Genomic DNA, 16,874 nt, shown 5'->3' with positions numbered 1-16,874 from the left:
AGCGCCGTCGGCGGTCAGCCGCCGGACCGGGTCAGCGTGCCGTACGGGAGTCCGGCGCCCCGCTCCTCGGACCGGAACCGCAGAGTGCCGTCGGCGGTGCGGGTGAAGTGGAGGTCGGCGGGTGTGGTGGTGCAGAGGCCGGCGGTGCCGGGGCGGTCGGGGTCGGCGCGTTCGCGCAGTTCCAGCTCCTGTGCGGTGGCCGAGGTGAGGGTGGCGACGCTGTAGCACGTGAGGTTCACGCCGAGGGTGGAGACCGAGGTGGTCAGGTGGACCACGTCCGTGCCCTTGCGGCCCTTCTCGAAGACCGCCGTCAGCGTGCCGTGCGGTTGGCCGGTCGTCTTCTCGGTGAGCGGCCCCTTCCAGGTGCCGACGAACGCCTCGGGCACCTCGCCGACCTGCTTCGGGCCCGTGGTGGCGGAGCCGGCGGGCGGGGAGGGCTCGGTGGAGGCGGAGGGGCGGGTGGGGGAGGCGGCGGACGGAGTGCGGCCGACATCGCCGTGCCCGACGTTGTTGCCGTCGCCGCCGCCCGGCACCAGGTCCAGCAGGAAGGCGCCGCCCACGGTCACCGCGGCGAGCGCCCCGGCCACCGCGAGGGCGACGGTGCAGCTCACCCGGCGCCCTCGCGCCCCGTCCGCCCCGGGCGCCGCCGCCGTGCCGAGGGTGAGGCGGCGCTCACCGGTGCGCTGCCCGGGCAGCCCGCCCGCCCCGGCGGTGGGCGGGTGCGGGGCGTGCGGCGGGTCGGCGGGCGGGCCGAAGACGCCGAGGGCGGCGGCCGGGGCGGCCGTGGCGAAGGAGGGGTTGCTGAAGGGCACCGGGCCGGACTGGACCGGTGCCTCCTGCGGTTCCAGGTCGAGCAGCGCGACCGCCGACCGGCTGACCTCGCGCACCAGCGGGCCGGGCAGCCAGCCCGCCGCCACCGCGGCCGCCGCCCCGCCGGGCGTCAGCTCCCGGGCCAGCTCGGCCGGTGTCGGCCGCCGGTCCGGGTCCTTCTCCAGGCAGGCGGCGACGATTTCGCGCAGCCCGCCCTCCAGGTCGCCGAGCTCCGGCTCCTCGTGGACCACCTTGTAGAGGAGCACGGCCGAGGAGTCGCCGAGGAAGGGGGCGGAGCCGGTCGCCGCGTACGCCAGGACCGCGCCCAGCGAGAAGACGTCGGCCGCCCCCGAGATGTCCGCGCCCCGGATCTGCTCGGGCGCCATGTAGCCGGGCGAGCCTACGGAGACCCCGGTGGACGTCAGCGAGGCGGTCGCGTCGATGGCCCGGGCGATGCCGAAGTCGATCAGCCGGGGGCCGTCGAGGGCGAGCAGCACGTTGGACGGCTTCACGTCCCGGTGGATCAGGCCCCGCTCGTGGACGGCGGCCAGCGCCTCGGCGAGCCCGGCGCCCAGTACCCGTACCGCGTGCTCGGGCAGCGGGCCGTGGTCGGTGACGGCGGCGGAGAGCGGCGGCCCGGCCACGTAACCGGTGGCGACCCACGGGACGGGGGCGTCCGGGTCCGCGTCCAGGACGGGCGCGGTCCACTGGGCGCCGATCCGCCGGGCCGCCTCCACCTCGCGCCGGAACCGGGCGCGGAACTGCTCGTCGAGCGCGAAGTGGGGGTGGACGACCTTGACGGCGACGGTCCGGCCGCCCGCGCTGCGGCCGAGATAGACCCGGCCCATGCCGCCGGCACCGAGTCTGCCGAGCAGCCGGTAGGCGCCGATGCTCAGCGGTTCCCCGGCTTCCAGCGGCTGCATATAAGGACTCCCCCTGTGAACCGGCCGGACCTCCGACCGAAGCCTAGTTCGTGTCCGGGAAGTCTCGTCCGGACACGGGAGAAACCATCCGCCGATTTCGCCCCGAAGGGAACGAACGACGTCATTCACCGCAACAAAAGGCGTGAATGCACCGGTCATCCGGCGGCGGATTGCGGGAGGTACCGGAGACGATTGCGGGAGACATCGGGGGCGTATCCCCGATGTCTCCCGCAATCGGCCATTCACCGCGCGTTCGCGCGAATCGAAAAGGGCATTCCCCTCAGGGGTGGAGCCCTCTCGTCCGGGTCATCCGCCGAGCAGCTCGACCTTCACGTCCGCCGGGAAGCCCGCCGCCTCGCCGGTCCGGCGGGCGAACTCCTCGACACCCGCCAGCTGCGCCGGGCCGAAGCGGAAGTCGAGCGTCGTGAAGTAGCGCTCCAGGACCTCCGCGTCGAATGCCTCCCAGCGCGCCGCCTGCTCGGCGACCTTGGTGACCTCCTCCAGGGACAGGTCGCGGGAGGCGAGGAACGCCTCGTGCACCTGCTTGACCGCGGTGGGCTCGGCGGCCAGGTAGTCCTTGCGCGCGGCCCAGACGGCGAAGACGAACGGCAGGCCGGTCCACTCCTTCCACATCGCGCCCAGGTCGTGGACCTGGAGCCCGAGGCGCGGGGCGTCGTGCAGGTTGGCGCGGAGCGCGGCGTCACCGATGAGGACGGCGGCGTCCGCCTCCTGCATCATGACGCCCAGGTCGGGCGGGCAGGTGTAGTAGTCGGGGGTCACGCCGTAGCGCTCGGCGAGCAGCAGGCGCGCCAGCCGCACCGATGTCCGGGAGGTCGAGCCGAGCGCCACCCGGGCCCGGTCCAGCTCCTCCAGGGGGCGCTGCGAGACGATCACGCACGACATGACGGGGCCGTCGCAGCCGACCGCGATGTCGGGGAAGGCGACCAGGTCGTCGGCGTTGCGCAGGAACTCCACCAGGGTGACGGGGGCGATGTCCAGGTCGCCCCTGACCAGTTGCTCGCTGAGCTTCTCCGGGGTGTCCTTCGACAGCTCCAGGTCGAGCAGGGTTCCGGTCCGTGCGAGCCCCCAGTAGAGGGGAAGGCAGTTGAGGAACTGGATGTGGCCGACGCGCGGCCGGGGGCGACGGTCGTCGACCGCGGCGTTTGAAACGGTTGAATTGTCCACATCGCGAGGCTAGACCTGTCGCCGCCCGACGGCCCCACCGGGGCGTGCGGCGTCATCCGATCCGCCCCGTCTGCGGCGTCCGCGACCGGGTGCGAAGGCCCTTCCGGAACGGCACCGGAACGGCACCGGGAACGCCGTCCCGGGCCGCTCATCCGCGCGGCAATCAAACATCCGGGTGAAGTGATCTTTCCCTCTACCCCTCCGGACATGCTGCGTGCTAGGCTCGACGCCAAGTTGCAGTTTGGTTTCCCTTGCAGTACAGAGCCTGCGGAGCATGTGACCCCGCAGGCTTTTGTAGTTTTCAGACTTCATTGCAGGTTCTGGAGCAGGGCAACCCTTTGGCCCAAGGAGGGCTTATGGCTACCGGAACCGTCAAGTGGTTCAACGCTGAAAAGGGCTTCGGCTTCATCGCCCAGGACGGCGGCGGCCCGGATGTCTTCGTCCACTACTCCGCGATCAACGCGTCCGGGTTCCGCTCCCTCGAGGAGAACCAGGTCGTGAACTTCGACGTCACTCAGGGCCCCAAGGGCCCGCAGGCTGAGAACGTCACCCCGGCCTAGTTGCCCGGGTCGGCCGATCGCGGCCGGTAAGAGCAGTACCCAAGGAGCCCCGCTCCTCCGCGTCGGCGGAGGGGCGGGGCTCCTGCCCGTGCGGCCCGCTCCGACCGCCCCTTGACCTTCACACCGTGTGAGGCCGTGCAGTGGGAGGCGTCATGTTCACCATCGGAGACTTCGCCCGGTACGGGCGGGTGCCGGCCCGCATGCCGCGTCACTACGACGAGATCGGGCTGCTGCACCCCGACCGCACCGACCCCTCGACCGGCTACCGCTACCACGGCGCCGCCCAGCTCGCCCGGCTCAACCGGATCATCGCGCTCAAGGACCTCGGCTTCACGCTCCAGCAGGTGCGGGCCGTCCTGGACGAGGCGGTCGGCCCGGAGGAGCTGCGCGGGATGCTGCGGCTGCGCCGGACGGAGCTGGAGGCGGCGATGGCCGCGGCGGCCGCACGGCTGGCCCAGGTCGAGGCGAGGCTCCGGTCGATCGAGAGCGAGGGACGCGTGTCCACGAACGAGCAGTGGGTGACCGAGCTCCGGGAGCCGGTGACCCGGGCGACGGCCTGACGGGCGGGGCGCCCGTCGCGTGACGGGCGCCCTCCTCCCCTACGCCCCCGCCCAGAGCCCGTCCGGGGTCAGTCCGAGCAGGTCGATCGCGTTGCCGCGGACGATCCGGTCGACCACGTCCGCGTCCAGGTGGCCCATCTGGGCCTCGCCGACCTCGCGGGACCTGGGCCAGGTGGAGTCGGAGTGCGGGTAGTCCGTCTCGTACAGGACGTTGCCGACCCCGATCGCGTCCAGGTTCCTCAGCCCGAAGGCGTCGTCGAAGAAGCAGCCGTAGACGTGGTCGGCGAACAGCTCAGAAGGCGGCCGGTGGACCTTGTCGGCGACCCCGCCCCAGGCGCGGTTCTCCTCCCAGACCACGTCGGCGCGTTCCAGGATGTACGGGATCCAGCCGATCTGGCCCTCCGCGTACATGATCCGCAGGTTGGGGAAGCGTTCGAACTTGCCGCTCATCAGCCAGTCGACCATCGAGAAGCAGCAGTTGGCGAACGTGATGGTGGAGCCGACGGCCGGCGGCGCGTCGGCCGAGGTGGACGGCATCCGCGAGGACGAGCCGATGTGCATGGCGATGACCGTGCCGGTCTCGTCGCAGGCCCGCAGGAACGGATCCCAGTCGTCCGTATGAATGGACGGCAGGCCGAGATGTGGAGGTATTTCGGAGAATGCGACCGCGCGCACGCCGCGGGCCGCGTTGCGCCGGACCTCCTCGGCGGCGAGCTCCGCGTCCCACAGCGGGATCAGGGTCAGCGGGATGAGCCGGCCGTGCGCGTCGGGCCCGCACCACTCCTCGACCATCCAGTCGTTGTACGCGCGCACCCCCAGCAGGCCCAGTTCGCGGTCCTTCGCCTCGGTGAAGGTCTGGCCGCAGAAGCGCGGGAAGGTCGGGAAGCAGAGCGCGGACTGCACGTGGTTGACGTCCATGTCGGCCAGCCGGTCCGGCACGGAGAACGAACCGGGACGCATCTGCTCGTACGTGATCACTTCGAGCTTGATCTCGTCCCTGTCGTAGCCGACGGCGGTGTCGAGCCGGGTCAGCGGGCGGTGCAGATCCTCGTACACCCACCAGTCGCCGACCGGGCCCTCGTCGCCCTTCGCACCCATCACGGGCGCGAACTTGCCGCCCATGAAGGTCATTTCCTTGAGCGGTGCGCGGACGACGCGCGGCCCCGAGTCCGCGTACCTGGACGGGAGCCGGTCCCGCCAGACATGAGCGGGCTCCACCGTGTGGTCGTCCACCGAGATGATCTTCGGGAAGGTCTCCATGTGTTCCACGGTAGCGCTGATCTGACGAACCGTCAGCTACTCGGACGCGCCCTCGTTCCACAATCGTTGTCGAAGGCTTGTGCAGAGAGTCATCCACTGCTGACGCGTCCACCCCTCACAAGGCAGACTGTTGACGGCGATATCAACGGTATGGAGCAATCCGGATGGTCTGGCACCGATCCGGACGAAGTGACCGTGCCGGGCCGTGCGCAGGCAGGACAGGAGGCAGCAATGGGCCGTGACGACGGGCCACGGGTACGCGTTCCGGAGCAGCGGGCCCCGGAGCGGCGGCCGGCGGACGAGGCCGTGCTGCACTTCTCCGTACTCGGTCCGGTACGGGCCCGGCGGGGCGGCGAGACGCTCCCGTCCGGTTCACCGCAGCAGCGCGCGCTGCTGACGGCGCTGCTGCTGCGCGGCGGCCACACGGCGACGGCCGCCGAACTCATCGACGCCATCTGGGGCGACGAACCGCCCTCCCAGGCACTGGCCGCCGTACGGACGTACGCCTCCCGGCTGCGCAAGGTGCTGGGCCCCGACACCCTGGCCAGCGACTCCGGTGGCTACGCGATGCGGACGGGCCCGGACGCCCTGGACCTGACCGTCGCCCAGGAGCTCTCGGCGGGCGCGGAGAAGGCGCGGGCGGCGGGCGACCGCAACGGGGCGCGGGCCCTGCTGAACAAGGCGCTCGGGCTGTGGGACGGCGAGGCGCTGGCCTCGGTGCCCGGCCCGTACGCCGAATACCAGCGCACCCGTCTGGAGGAGTGGCGGCTCCAGCTCACCGAGACCCGTCTCGACCTGGACCTGGAGGCCGGCTGCCACGCGGAGGCGGTCTCCGAACTGACCGCGCTCACCGCGGCGCACCCGCTGCGGGAGCGGCTGCGGGAACTCCTGATGGTGGCCCTGTACCGCAGCGGCCGGCAGGCGGAGGCGCTCGCCGTCTACGCGGACACGCGCCGGCTGCTCGCCGAGGAGCTGGGCGTCGACCCGCGCGCGGAGCTGGCCCAGCTCCAGCAGCGCATCCTGCGCGCCGACGAGGAGCTGGCCCGCCCGGCGGACGAACCGGCCCCGGCCGCGGCGCCGGTCCGCCCGGCCCAGCTGCCCGCGACCGTCCCCGACTTCACGGGCCGGGACGCGTTCGTCCGCGAGCTGAGCGACCGGCTCGCCACGGCCGAGGGCTCCGTGATGGCCGTCTCCGCGCTGGCCGGAATCGGCGGCGTCGGCAAGACGACCCTCGCCGTCCACGTCGCCCACCAGGCACGCAAGCACTTCCCGGACGGGCAGCTCTACGTCGACCTCCAGGGTGCGGGGGCCAGGGCCGCCGAGCCGGAGACGGTCCTCGGCGCGTTCCTGCGGGCGCTCGGCACGGCGGACTCGGCCATCCCGGACACCCTGGACGAGCGGGCCGCGCTCTACCGCTCCACGCTCGACGGCCGCCGCGTCCTGGTCCTCCTGGACAACGCGCACGACGCCGCCCAGATCCGGCCGCTGCTGCCCGGTACGGAGGGGTGCGCCGCCCTGGTCACCAGCCGGGTCCGGATGGTGGACCTGGCGGGCGCGCACCTGGTCGACCTGGACGTGATGTCGCCGGAGGAGGCGCTTCAGCTCTTCACCCGGATCGTCGGCGAGGAACGCATCAACTCCGAGCGCGAGGCGGCGCTCGACGTGGTCGCCGCGTGCGGCTTCCTCCCCCTCGCGATCCGCATCGCCGCCTCCCGCCTGGCCTCCCGCCGCACCTGGACGGTCTCCGTCCTGGCCGCCAAGCTCGCGGACGAACGCCGCCGGCTGGACGAGCTCCAGGCCGGCGACCTCGCGGTGAAGGCCACCTTCGAACTCGGCTACGGCCAGCTGGAACCGGCTCAGGCCCGCGCCTTCCGCCTCCTCGGCCTCGCGGACGGCCCCGACATCTCCCTGGCCGCCGCTGCCGCCCTCCTCGACCTGGACCCGCACACGGCGGAAGACCTCCTGGAGGCCCTGGTCGACACGTCCCTGGTGGAGTCGGCGGCCCCGGGCCGCTACCGCTACCACGACCTGGTCCGCCTGTACGCGCGCTCGTGCGCGGAGCGGGACGAACAGGCACCGGGCGAGCGGGAGGCGGCGTTGTCGCGGCTGCTGGACTTCTATCTGGCGACGGTCGCCTGTGTCAGCGCCATGGAGAAGCCGGGCGACACCCTGGTCGACCACCTCGCGCCCACCTCGTACAGCGGACTGACGTTCGCCAGCCGGCGCGAGGCACAGGACTGGCTCTACAACGAGGCCGGGACGCTGCTGGCCTGCGCCCGCCAGGCCGCGCACGGACCTGCGCCGTCCCATGCCGTCGATCTCCTCTGGGCGGCCATCGAACTGGCGGAGTCGGGGGCGAACTCGAAGGAGTACGAGGCGACCGTCACCGCGGCCTGCCGCGCGGCCGAGGAGTCCGGTGACACCAAGTCGCAGGCCAGGGCCCTCATCACCCTCGCCAACGTGCATCACGTGTCCGGCCGCTTCGACCTGGCCGAGCACGAGTGCACGCGGGCCCTGCGGCTCTCGGCGTCCGCCCAGGACCCGCTGCCGGGCTGCTGGGCCTCGAATCTGCTGGGCATCGTCGCGCTCTACGAGAACCGGCACACGGACGGCGAGAAGCATCTGACGCGCGCCATCAAGGACTTCCGCGAGCTGGGCGACCGGCCCGGGGAGGCGTCCGCCCTGTGCAACCTCTCGCGCGTCCACCTGGCCATGGGGCGCACGACCACAGCCGTGTCGCTCGCCCAGCGCGGCACGGCCATGTACGACGAGATGAACCACGCGCTCAAGGGCGCGAACGGCCGCTACGCGCTGGGGCTCGCACTGACGCAGAGCGGCCGGCTGGAGGAGGCGGCGGACAGCCTCAAGGAGGCGTACCAGGTCTTCAAGGACAGTCGGCAACGCCTCTGGGAGGGCATGGCGCTGTTCCGCCTGGCGGAACTCGACATAGCGGCCCACCGGCCGGCGCAGGCCGCCGCCAACTCCGAGACGGCGCTCACCGTCCTCCGGGGCATCGGCGGGGAATGGCGTCGTGGCAACGTGCTCACGGTCCTGGGCAGGTCGCTGTCCGGTATCGGGCAGACCGGCCGCGCCCAGGTCTGCTGGCGCGAGGCGCTGGAGATATTCGAAGCGCTCGGCTCCCCGGAGGCCGCCGACGTCCGGCAGCTCCTCATCACCGAGACGGTCTCCTGACCTGCCCTGCCAGGCCGTTCATCGTTCGTTTATCGCGGCAGGCCAGTCTCTGGGTAGTCGATCCGTCGCGTCGGGGGGCAGGCGGGGCGACGTACGGCCGTGGCACTAATGTGAGCGGCCCCGACAGGCCCGTCCGGCAGTCCACGGGGGAACAGCCGGACGGGCCTCGCCGACCCAGCACGACGAACCACTAACGGGAGTAGACGATCATGGCCGACGAGAGCAACGAGCCGATCATCAAGCCGCTCAACACCCACGCCACCAGCGCCCCGGCGGACATCCTGGGCACGGACGGCAAGATCAAGCCGCTCAACACCCACGCCACGTCGGCGCCCGCGGGCGAGACCGAGGACAAGACGGACAACACCCACGCGACGAGCGAGCCGGCCAACTAGAGCCGCAATCCGACGGGGGCACGGGGGGAACGGCCGCGGCGGCGCGGAGGGGAAGCCGTCGCGGCCGCCGCGCGTCCGGGGGCGGGCGCTACAGCCCCCGCACCAGGACCGCCGCCCCGCACAGCTTCTCCATGTCGACCCGGTCCGAGGTGAAGACCACCGTCCGGCCCGGCTGCCGGTTCGCGATGGCCGCGAGGGCGGCGTCGATGGCGTACTTGTGGCCGTGCAGGCCGGTGGTCCCGAGCAGATCGATCGACTCGTCCGCCACCGACTTGGTCACCGGCTCGACGACGACCCGGGACATCGCCCAGTCCCACACGGGCCGCCGGACCTTGCTGTGGTACGCCTCGACAAGCGCCATGGCACTCGTCACCACGCGGACGCCGGACTGGTGGGCCCTGGCCAATGTGACGGCCATCGTCCGGTCACGCTGAACCATCCGGGACAGGGCCTCGCTGTCCAGGACATACGTCATCTCCGGCATCATGCGGCGTCCGCCTGATGCCGAGGGCCGGATTCCCGCGTCTCGAACCAGCGCTCGATCTCGCGCATCTCCTTGTCGGCCGCGGCCTCCTCCTCCTCGGTCAGCGGGCCGCCCTCCTCCAGCAGCCGCGCCACCAGCTCCCCCAGCCGGTCGTGCTCGCGCTGGCGCTCTATGGCCCGCGTGACATACGCGCTGAAGGCCCCCGGGCCGACCTCGCTGCGGATCTCCTCCGCCAGCTCCTCCGGGAGGGTGACGGTGTACTTCTTGGTAGCCATACTTCGCACCATACCCGCCACCCTTTCGGCCGAATAGCCGGATTCATCACATGGGGTGATCGGCTCACCCTCAGGGGTGACCGGCCGGCCCCCGCAGCTCCCCCTTCACCACCTTGCCGCTCGCGTTGCGCGGGAGTTCCGGTACGAACTCCACCGCCCTCGGCACCTTGTAGTTGGCCATTTCGCGGCGGGACCAGGCGATCAGGTCGTCCGCCGTCACCGTCGCGCCCGGGCGGCGCACCGCGTACGCCTTGCCGACCTCGCCCAGGCGGGGGTCGGGGATGCCGACGACCGCGACGTCGGCGACGTCCGGGTGGAGGCCGAGGAGCTGTTCGATCTCCGCGGGGTAGGCGTTGAAGCCGCCGACGATGAACATGTCCTTGATCCGGTCCGTGATCCGCAGGTTGCCCGCCTCGTCCAGGACGCCCACGTCGCCGGTGTGCAGCCAGCCGTCCGGGGTGATCGCGGCGGCCGTGGTGGCGGGGTCCTCGAAGTAGCCGTGCATGACGTGGAAGCCGCGCACCAGGATCTCGCCGGGTTCGCCGGGGGCGGCCAGGACGCGGAGTTCCGTGCCGGGGATCGCGCGGCCGGAGGTGGCGGCTACGGTCTCCGGCGGGTCGCCGGGGCGGCACATCGTGACGATGCCGCTCGCCTCGGAGAGGCCGTACGCGGTCAGGACGGTGGCGATGTTCAGCTCCGTGCGCAGCCGTTCGACCAGTTGCAGCGGGACCACCGCCGCGCCCGTCACCACCAGGCGCAGGGCCGAGAGGTCGTGGGCGGCGCGGGCCGGGTGGTCCAGGAGTGACTGGTGGAGGGTGGGCGGGCCGGGGAGGACCGAGACGCGTTCGGCGGCGATGTTGGCGAGGACCGTGTCCACGTTGAACACCGGCTGCGGGATCATCGTCGCCCCGCGCATCAGGCAGGCGATGACGCCCGCCTTGTAGCCGAAGGTGTGGAAGAACGGGTTCACGATGAGGTAGCGGTCGCCCTCGCGCAGGCCCGCGAGCTCGCTCCATATCGCGTAGCAGCGCAGCGTCTGGGCGTGGCTGATGACCGCGCCCTTGGGGCGGCCCGTGGTGCCCGAGGTGTAGATGATGTCGGAGGGGGCCGAGGGGGCGATGGCGTCCGCGCGGGCGCGGACCGCCGCCGACGACACCCCCTCCCCCGCCGCCAGGAAGTCCTTCCAGGTCACGTAGTCCTCGGGCGCGGTGTCGGCGAGCACCACCACCTTCTCCAGGTGCGGGAGTTCGGCGGACGCGCGGCGCAGGGACGCCACGTACGACGTGCCGAGGAAGGTGCCCGTGACGAAGAGCAGCCTCGCGCGGCACCGCTCCAGGACGTACGCCGCCTCCGCGCCCTTGAAGCGGGTGTTCAGCGGGACCAGGACCGCGCCGGCGGTCACCGCGCCCAGCGCCGAGACGATCCAGTCCAGGGTGTTCGGCGCCCAGACCGCGACCCGGTCCCCCGGCTCCACGCCGGCGGCCATGCACGCGGCGGCGGCCCGCTCCACGCGGGCGCCGAGTCCGGTGTACGTGAGGCGGGTGCGGCCCTCGACCACGGCCTCCCGGTCGCCGTACCGCTCGGCCGCCGCCCGGACCAGCTGGGCGACCGTGGACCATTCCTCGTCTCCGCGCATCTCGTTCCCTCCTGCCGTCCGGGAGCTGACTAACCGTCAGATTAGCTGTAGCCTCCTCGGCTGTCAGCAGTCAGTCACGACGTCCGCGGAGGTGGCGGTGGCGACGCTCAGGGACAGGACGCCCAGGGACAGAACGCTCAAGGACAGGACGGCGATAGCCGGGATCGGGCAGACGGAGTTCGCCAAACGACTGGACGAGCCGGAGAAGACGCTCGCCTGCCGGGCGATCGTGGCGGCGCTCGACGACGCGGGCATCGACGCCTCGGAGGTGGACGCCTTCGCCTCGTACACCATGGAGGAGACCGACGAGGTCGAGGTCGCCAAGGCGATCGGGGCCGGGGACGTCACCTTCTTCAGCAAGGCCGGGTACGGCGGCGGCGGCTCCTGCGCCACGCTCGCGCATCTGGCCGCCGCCATCGCCACCGGCCAGGCGAACGTCGGGGTCGCCTGGCGGGCGCGCAAGCGGGGCTCGGGGCCGCGCCCCTGGCGGGCCACCGCCGCGCAGCTGCCGACCCCCGCCCAGTGGACCCGGCCCTACGGGCTGCTGCGGCCCGCCGACGAGATCGGGATGCTCGCGCGGCGCTACATGCACCAGTACGGGTCCACCCGCGACCATCTCTTCAACGTGGCCCTCGCCTGCCGCAACCGGGCCAACCGGAACCCGGCCGCCGTGATGTACGACCGCCCGCTGACCCGCGAGATGTACATGACCTCGCGCTGGATCAGCGAGCCGCTCTGCCTCTTCGACAACTGCCTGGAGACGGACGGGGCGCTCGCCTGCGTCGTCGTCTCCGCCGAACGCGCCCGCGACCTGCGGCAGAAGCCCGTCTACCTCCACTCCGTCGCCCAGGGCCTGCCCGCCCAGCACCACGGAATGGTCAACTACTGGACCGACGACCCGCTCACCGGGCCCTCCTGGGCCGCCGCCCGCAAGCTGTGGAAGCAGGCCGACTTCGGGCCCGAGGACGTCGATGTGGCGCAGATCTACGACGCGTTCACCCCGCTCGTCCCGCTCTCCCTGGAGGGCTACGGCTTCTGCGCTCGCGGCGAGGGCGGCGCCTTCACCGAGGGCGGGGCGCTGGAGAGCGGGGGGCGGCTGCCCCTCAACACCGGCGGCGGCGGACTCAGCGAGGGGTACGTGCACGGCTTCAACCTCATCACCGAGGGCGTGAAGCAGCTGCGCGGCACCTCCACCTCCCAGGTCCCCGGCGCCTCGACCTGCCTGGTCACCGCCGGGGAGTGCGTCCCCACGTCCGCCGTACTGCTGAGGAGCTGACCCGCGATGGACGACCTCCTGCCGCCCGTCACCGACGAGGACGGCGCGCCCTTCTGGGAGTACGCGGCCCGCGGCGAACTGCGCGTCCAGGCGTGCGCCGCCACCGGCTGCGGCCGGCCGCGCTTCCCGCCCCGGCCGTGCTGCCCGCACTGCCGGTCGTTCGACAGCGAGTGGCGGGCGGTGAGCGGGCGCGGCCGCGTCTGGTCGTACGTGCTGCCGCATCCGCCGCTGCTGCCCGCGTACGCCGCGCAGGCCCCGTACAACGTCGTCGTGGTCGAACTGACGGACGCCCCCGGCATCCGGCTCGTCGGCAATGTGGTGAGCGGGCCGGACGCGCCGCTGGACTCCGTCGATCCGGAGCGGCTGCGGATCGGGGCGCCGGTGAAGGCGGTCTTCTGTCCCGTCACCGCCGATGTGGCCCTGGTGCGCTGGACGCTGGAGCGGTGAGCGGGGACATGGCGCTGCGCGTGGAGAGGGACCGGGAGGCCGGGGTGGCGCTGCTCACCCTGGACCGGCCCGAGAAGCACAACGCGATCGACCTCGCGACCGCCGCCGAACTGGCCTCCGCGTGGCGGGCGTTGCGGTACGACGACGAGGTGCGGGCGGCCGTCGTCACCGGGGCGGGGGGCCGGGCGTTCTGCACGGGCGTCGACCGGGGCGTGGACGTGCCGCAGCCCTCGTCCCCGTACACGATCGACGATCCGCTGCTCGCGATCGGGCCGAAGGCCAACGACCTGTGGAAGCCGGTGATCGCGGCCGTGGAGGGGATGGCCTGCGGCGGGGCGTTCTACCTGCTGGGCGAGGCGGAGTTCGTCGTCGCCTCCGAGGAGGCCACGTTCTTCGACCCGCACACCACGTACGGCATGGTCAGCGCGTACGAGGCGATCTTCATGGCGCAGCGGATGCCGTACGGGGAGGTCGCGCGGATGGCGCTGATGGGGACGGCCGAGCGGGTCGGGGCCCGGCGGGCGTACGAGACGGGGCTCGTCAGCGAACTCACCCCGCCCGGCGGCGCGGTGGCCGCCGCGCTGCGGGCTGCGGCGGTCATCGCCTCGTACCCGACCGAGGCGGTGCAGGGCACGGTACGGGCCGTCTGGTCCGCCGGGGAGGCGGCGCGGGCGCAGGCGCTCGCCCATGCCCCGCACCTGATCGCGCTCGGCAACCTGGCGCCGGGGCGGCAGGCGGAGCTGTTCGGGGCGCGGGGCAGGGGTGGCGGGTTCCGGGTGCGGTGAGGGGCCCGGGGCCCTGGGGGCTCAGTAGCCGAGTGTGGCCGTGACCGTGCACCTGCTCACCCGGGCGACCTCGCTCGGGCGGTCCATCTGCACGGACACGGTCTTCGTCTCGCCGCGCGCCGCCTGCACGGTCGCCTCACCCGTGTCGATCGTGGTGCCGGCCGCGTCGAGGAAGGCCACGTCGACCTCGTAGGTGTGCGTGCCGCTCGCGTTCGCGGTGAGGCGCACGGTCGAGGCGGTGACTGCCTTGCTCGTGCCCTGCGCGGGCTGGGCGCAGCGGAAGACGTACGCCTTCGGCGCGGCCGTCGCGGTGGGGGTCGGGGACGTACGGGTGGTGCCCGAGGTGCCGCCCGAGGTGCGGTAGCGGGTACCGGAGTCGGTGTCGTGGTAGGTGCCGTTGCTCTTCTTGGAGTTGGAGCACCCGCCACCGCTGCTGTGGCTGCTCGACCTCCGGCTCTTGCCGCTCTTGCCGCCGTGGCTGGAGCTGGAGAAGCCGGTGAGCGCGAGTACCACCGCGACCAGGACCACCGTCAGCTTCACATGCTGCCGTCTCATCGATTCCGCCCCCGATTGTGTGGTGTTCTGCCGTGTGGTGTTCTGCCGTGTGGTGTTCTGCCGTTTCGGTGCGTGGCCGGCCGTGGGGCCGGGCGCGCGACACCGTAACGCACAGCATGACGCGCGGGACCGGCGGCCCGGTCATGACCCTGTCACGGTCTCGTCATCGTCTGGTGGCGGGGGTCACGCGGACGGCGTAGCGTCGGAGCGGGAGCGCTGAAATGTACCTGGGGGTCCTGGAAGGTACGGAAATGATCCGCAACGTCCTCGGTGCGATCGTCGCTCTCGCCGGAGCGGCGGCCGCCGTGCTGAGCCCCTTCCGTGACTGGTACGACGGCCGCCTCGGGCGGCACTACCGTCTCGGCGACCTGTTCACCGGGACCGGTGTGACCGCTGCGCATCCCGGGGGACTGTTCTCGTCCCTGTGGCTTCCGTTCCTCTGCGCGGCGGTGGTGACCGCGGTGGGTGTGGTCCTCCGCTCCCGTCTCCTCGTCGCCCTGGCGGGCGTGGTCGCGCTCGGGTTCACGGTCCTGTGGATGGTCCGCCAGGGCCAGGCGACCGGCAGCCTTTCCGTCGCGGGCGACGGGTCGGGGCTGGGGCTGGGCGTGGCGTTGGCCGGGGGTGGCGGGGTGCTGATGTTGCTGGGGGCGGCGCTGATGTCCGGGAGGCGGCGGGGCCGGGCGGGGCGGGTGTACGAGGCGCCTGGGTCCGGCGACCCCGACACGTGGCCGCCCACCCGGGAGCCGGGCCCATCGGTCCAGACGAGCCCTTGGCCGGAGCCGGAGGGGGATGCGCCTTATGCGGGGCCCGGGGCTGAGTCCGGTCGCCCCGGGGCGACTCCTTCGCACCCGTCCGGCGACGACCCGTCCGGCGACGAGTCCTGGCCGCCTGGCGGGAAACCCAGCCCGTCCGGCGATTGAGGACGGAACCGGTAATCGGGCGGGCCCGAGCCCTTGTGCACCGGTCATCACCGCCAGGGTTCCGTCCTCAAACGCCGGACGGGCTGGGAGTGACGGGGCGGGCCCGGGCGGGGGTGACGGGGCGGGCCCGGGCGGGCCGTGGCGGGCCCGGGCAGGGGTGCCGCACGGGCTGGAGGGTCACGCCCTCGCCCTGCCCCCCGTGCCCGTGCCCTTCAGCGCGTCCAGCGCGTACACGCAGCGGTCCTTGCTGCAGGCGTAGACCACGCCGCCCTCCGCCACGGGCGAGCCCGTGATCTCGCCGCCCGTGGCCAGCTTCCAGCGGAGTTGGCCGCCCGCGGCGTCGAGGGTGTAGAGGACGTGGTCCGCGGAGCCGAAGTGGACGCGGCCGGCGGCGACGACCGGCGCGCCGATTACCTCGCCCCCCGCGGCGAAGCGCCACTTCGGGGTGCCGGTGACCGCGTCGAGGGTGTAGAGCGCGCTGCCGCTGCCCACGTGGACGTTGCCCGCGACGACGAGCACCGGTTCGGTGGACTTGCGGGCCTCCGTGGCGATGCGCCAGCGGTCCTTGCCGGTCGCGGCGTCCAGGGCGTACACCGTGCCGAGGTAGTCCGCGAGGTAGACCCCGCCCCCGGTGACCGCCGGGCCCGGCGCGAAGGCGGGCGGGGAGAGGAAGACCGCCGGGCACTCGAAGTGCCAGCGGACATGGCCGGAGACGATGTCCACCGCGAGGACCCGCGTCCCGGCGGAGACGTACGCGTAGCCGTCGGGCGCCGGGGTCACCCGGACCGGCACGCCGCCGCAGGAGGCCGCGTCGCCCACCGGGTAGGACCAGCGCTCGACGCCGGTCCGGGCGTCGAGGGCGCGCAGGCGGGCGTCCTGCCACACGTACACCGTGCCGTCGTGGATCGCGGGCCCGGCCTCCGGCGTCTCGAAGTCGGTCTGCGCGCCGGTGAGGTCCCACAGCTTCTCGCCGGTCGCCGCCTCCCACGCCTGGACGCCGCCGCCCCGGGTGCCGGTGACGACCGTGCCGCGGTCGGCCTTGAGCGCGTACACCCACGCGTCGGTCCGGACGCGCCACCGCTCGGAGCCGGACGCCGCGTCCAGGGCGTAGAGCGAGGGCCCGTCGGAGGCGTGGATGCGGCCGCCCTCGACGGCCATCGCCCAGGCCACGTCCCGGGTCTTGAACTGGCGCCGCCCGTTGCCCGTGTCCAGCGCGTGGACCTCGAAGGACGTGACGTAGAGGAGGTCGCCGACGACGACCGGGGTGCCCCACACGTCATTGGACATCCGGAACCGCCAGGGCCGCCACCGCTCGGGGCCCGACTGCTCGCTGTCGGGGGCCTGGGCCGGGGCGGGCACGGGTGCGGTGGCCGGGGAGGAGCCGTTGGCCCCGGCGGGCGGGCGGATCCAGCCGGTCGCCGGTCCGGCATCGGCGCCGGCCGCCGACGCGCGGACGTCCTGGGCGCGCGGGCCCGGCCCGATCGGCACCTGCGCCCCGGTCAGCCGGACCGGTCCGCCGGCGTCGGGCACCGGGGCCGGGGACACGGGCGGCCGGGTGGCGGGGCCGCCCTGCCAGGGGCCGTCCCAGTCGGCGCCCGGCGGCTGCAGATC

Annotated in this window: 15 protein-coding genes and 1 pseudogene; 8 read left to right on the top strand and 8 right to left on the bottom strand. The window is 73.0% G+C overall.

Translation table 11 applies throughout. The annotated features are described in order from the left end of the window. Positions 1–14 precede the first annotated feature (14 nt). Both E6R18_RS29145 and E6R18_RS29140 read right to left on the bottom strand, forming a co-directional pair. The gene (locus tag E6R18_RS29145) at positions 15–1,733 is read right to left on the bottom strand and encodes a serine/threonine-protein kinase (RefSeq protein WP_136319873.1); all 1,719 of its coding nucleotides are present in this window, start codon (positions 1,731–1,733) and stop codon (positions 15–17) included. Between the two features lie 306 nt (positions 1,734–2,039). Continuing rightward, positions 2,040–2,918: a menaquinone biosynthesis protein gene (locus E6R18_RS29140; RefSeq protein WP_136319872.1), complete on the bottom strand. Its 879-nt coding sequence runs from the start codon at positions 2,916–2,918 to the stop codon at positions 2,040–2,042. Between the two features lie 356 nt (positions 2,919–3,274). On the opposite strand from E6R18_RS29140, the gene E6R18_RS29135 reads away from it, so the two are divergent. Beyond that, entirely contained in the window at positions 3,275–3,478 is a 204-nt protein-coding gene (locus tag E6R18_RS29135; RefSeq protein ID WP_003967102.1) for a cold-shock protein, read from the top strand. Between the two features lie 152 nt (positions 3,479–3,630). Continuing rightward, a pseudogene (locus E6R18_RS29130) lies at positions 3,631–3,990 on the top strand (helix-turn-helix domain-containing protein); the annotation flags it as partial. A gap of 87 nt (positions 3,991–4,077) precedes the next feature. Here E6R18_RS29130 and E6R18_RS29125 read toward each other — a convergent pair. Continuing rightward, positions 4,078–5,298 (bottom strand): amidohydrolase family protein, encoded by a 1,221-nt coding sequence (locus E6R18_RS29125; protein ID WP_136319871.1) that lies wholly within the window; start codon positions 5,296–5,298, stop codon positions 4,078–4,080. A 231-nt stretch (positions 5,299–5,529) separates the two neighbouring features. On the opposite strand from E6R18_RS29125, the gene E6R18_RS29120 reads away from it, so the two are divergent. Together E6R18_RS29120 and E6R18_RS29115 are read left to right on the top strand one after the other, a co-directional pair. Beyond that, complete coding sequence (locus E6R18_RS29120) at positions 5,530–8,490, top strand: BTAD domain-containing putative transcriptional regulator (RefSeq protein ID WP_136319870.1); 2,961 nt, start codon at positions 5,530–5,532, stop codon at positions 8,488–8,490. A gap of 209 nt (positions 8,491–8,699) precedes the next feature. Continuing rightward, complete coding sequence (locus E6R18_RS29115) at positions 8,700–8,885, top strand: hypothetical protein (RefSeq protein WP_136201622.1); 186 nt, start codon at positions 8,700–8,702, stop codon at positions 8,883–8,885. Positions 8,886–8,973: 88 nt separating this feature from the next. Here E6R18_RS29115 and E6R18_RS29110 read toward each other — a convergent pair whose 3' ends face one another. From E6R18_RS29110 to E6R18_RS29100, 3 genes are all read right to left on the bottom strand, one after another. Continuing rightward, positions 8,974–9,369 carry a PIN domain-containing protein gene (locus tag E6R18_RS29110; RefSeq protein WP_136319869.1) on the bottom strand — a complete coding sequence of 132 codons (396 nt, stop codon included), beginning with the start codon at positions 9,367–9,369 and terminating at the stop codon, positions 8,974–8,976. Further along, complete coding sequence (locus E6R18_RS29105; protein ID WP_136319868.1) at positions 9,369–9,644, bottom strand: hypothetical protein; 276 nt, start codon at positions 9,642–9,644, stop codon at positions 9,369–9,371. The genes E6R18_RS29110 and E6R18_RS29105 overlap by 1 nt, the downstream gene beginning before the upstream one ends. Before the next feature lie 70 nt (positions 9,645–9,714). Further along, positions 9,715–11,280, bottom strand: a complete 1,566-nt coding sequence (locus E6R18_RS29100) for a FadD3 family acyl-CoA ligase (RefSeq protein ID WP_136319867.1) — start codon at positions 11,278–11,280, stop codon at positions 9,715–9,717. Between the two features lie 97 nt (positions 11,281–11,377). On the opposite strand from E6R18_RS29100, the gene E6R18_RS29095 reads away from it, so the two are divergent. From E6R18_RS29095 to E6R18_RS29085, 3 genes are read left to right on the top strand one after another with little or no spacing between them, the layout of a single operon-like run. Next, a complete protein-coding gene (locus tag E6R18_RS29095; RefSeq protein WP_136319866.1) occupies positions 11,378–12,556 on the top strand; it encodes a lipid-transfer protein in 1,179 nt (392 codons plus the stop codon). A gap of 6 nt (positions 12,557–12,562) precedes the next feature. Continuing rightward, complete coding sequence (locus tag E6R18_RS29090) at positions 12,563–13,003, top strand: OB-fold domain-containing protein (RefSeq protein WP_136319865.1); 441 nt, start codon at positions 12,563–12,565, stop codon at positions 13,001–13,003. Positions 13,004–13,011: 8 nt separating this feature from the next. Beyond that, positions 13,012–13,788: an enoyl-CoA hydratase/isomerase family protein gene (locus E6R18_RS29085; protein ID WP_136319905.1), complete on the top strand. Its 777-nt coding sequence runs from the start codon at positions 13,012–13,014 to the stop codon at positions 13,786–13,788. 21 nt (positions 13,789–13,809) lie between these two features. Here E6R18_RS29085 and E6R18_RS29080 read toward each other — a convergent pair whose 3' ends face one another. Then, positions 13,810–14,343, bottom strand: a complete 534-nt coding sequence (locus E6R18_RS29080) for a hypothetical protein (RefSeq protein WP_136319864.1) — start codon at positions 14,341–14,343, stop codon at positions 13,810–13,812. 251 nt (positions 14,344–14,594) lie between these two features. On the opposite strand from E6R18_RS29080, the gene E6R18_RS29075 reads away from it, so the two are divergent. After that, on the top strand, positions 14,595–15,263 hold the full coding sequence (locus tag E6R18_RS29075) for a hypothetical protein (protein WP_136319863.1): 669 nt from the start codon (positions 14,595–14,597) through the stop codon (positions 15,261–15,263). A 177-nt stretch (positions 15,264–15,440) separates the two neighbouring features. Here E6R18_RS29075 and E6R18_RS29070 read toward each other — a convergent pair. Beyond that, positions 15,441–16,874 (bottom strand): PQQ-binding-like beta-propeller repeat protein (locus E6R18_RS29070; protein WP_168712470.1); only part of this gene is annotated, 1,434 nt, incomplete at its 5' end.

The sequence above is a fragment of the Streptomyces sp. A1277 genome (assembly GCF_004795015.1).
Taxonomy (GTDB): domain Bacteria; phylum Actinomycetota; class Actinomycetes; order Streptomycetales; family Streptomycetaceae; genus Streptomyces.
This window is presented reverse-complemented; position numbering and strand designations above follow the sequence as displayed.

Coding starts and splice junctions, on each gene's coding strand:
- E6R18_RS29145 (WP_136319873.1), bottom strand. CDS start 1,733: ATGCAGCCGCTGGAAGCCGGGGAACCGCTGAGCATCGGCGCCTACCGG.
- E6R18_RS29135 (WP_003967102.1), top strand. CDS start 3,275: ATGGCTACCGGAACCGTCAAGTGGTTCAACGCTGAAAAGGGCTTCGGC.
- E6R18_RS29125 (WP_136319871.1), bottom strand. CDS start 5,298: ATGGAGACCTTCCCGAAGATCATCTCGGTGGACGACCACACGGTGGAG.
- E6R18_RS29120 (WP_136319870.1), top strand. CDS start 5,530: ATGGGCCGTGACGACGGGCCACGGGTACGCGTTCCGGAGCAGCGGGCC.
- E6R18_RS29115 (WP_136201622.1), top strand. CDS start 8,700: ATGGCCGACGAGAGCAACGAGCCGATCATCAAGCCGCTCAACACCCAC.
- E6R18_RS29110 (WP_136319869.1), bottom strand. CDS start 9,369: ATGCCGGAGATGACGTATGTCCTGGACAGCGAGGCCCTGTCCCGGATG.
- E6R18_RS29105 (WP_136319868.1), bottom strand. CDS start 9,644: ATGGCTACCAAGAAGTACACCGTCACCCTCCCGGAGGAGCTGGCGGAG.
- E6R18_RS29100 (WP_136319867.1), bottom strand. CDS start 11,280: ATGCGCGGAGACGAGGAATGGTCCACGGTCGCCCAGCTGGTCCGGGCG.
- E6R18_RS29090 (WP_136319865.1), top strand. CDS start 12,563: ATGGACGACCTCCTGCCGCCCGTCACCGACGAGGACGGCGCGCCCTTC.
- E6R18_RS29085 (WP_136319905.1), top strand. CDS start 13,012: ATGGCGCTGCGCGTGGAGAGGGACCGGGAGGCCGGGGTGGCGCTGCTC.
- E6R18_RS29080 (WP_136319864.1), bottom strand. CDS start 14,343: ATGAGACGGCAGCATGTGAAGCTGACGGTGGTCCTGGTCGCGGTGGTA.
- E6R18_RS29075 (WP_136319863.1), top strand. CDS start 14,595: ATGATCCGCAACGTCCTCGGTGCGATCGTCGCTCTCGCCGGAGCGGCG.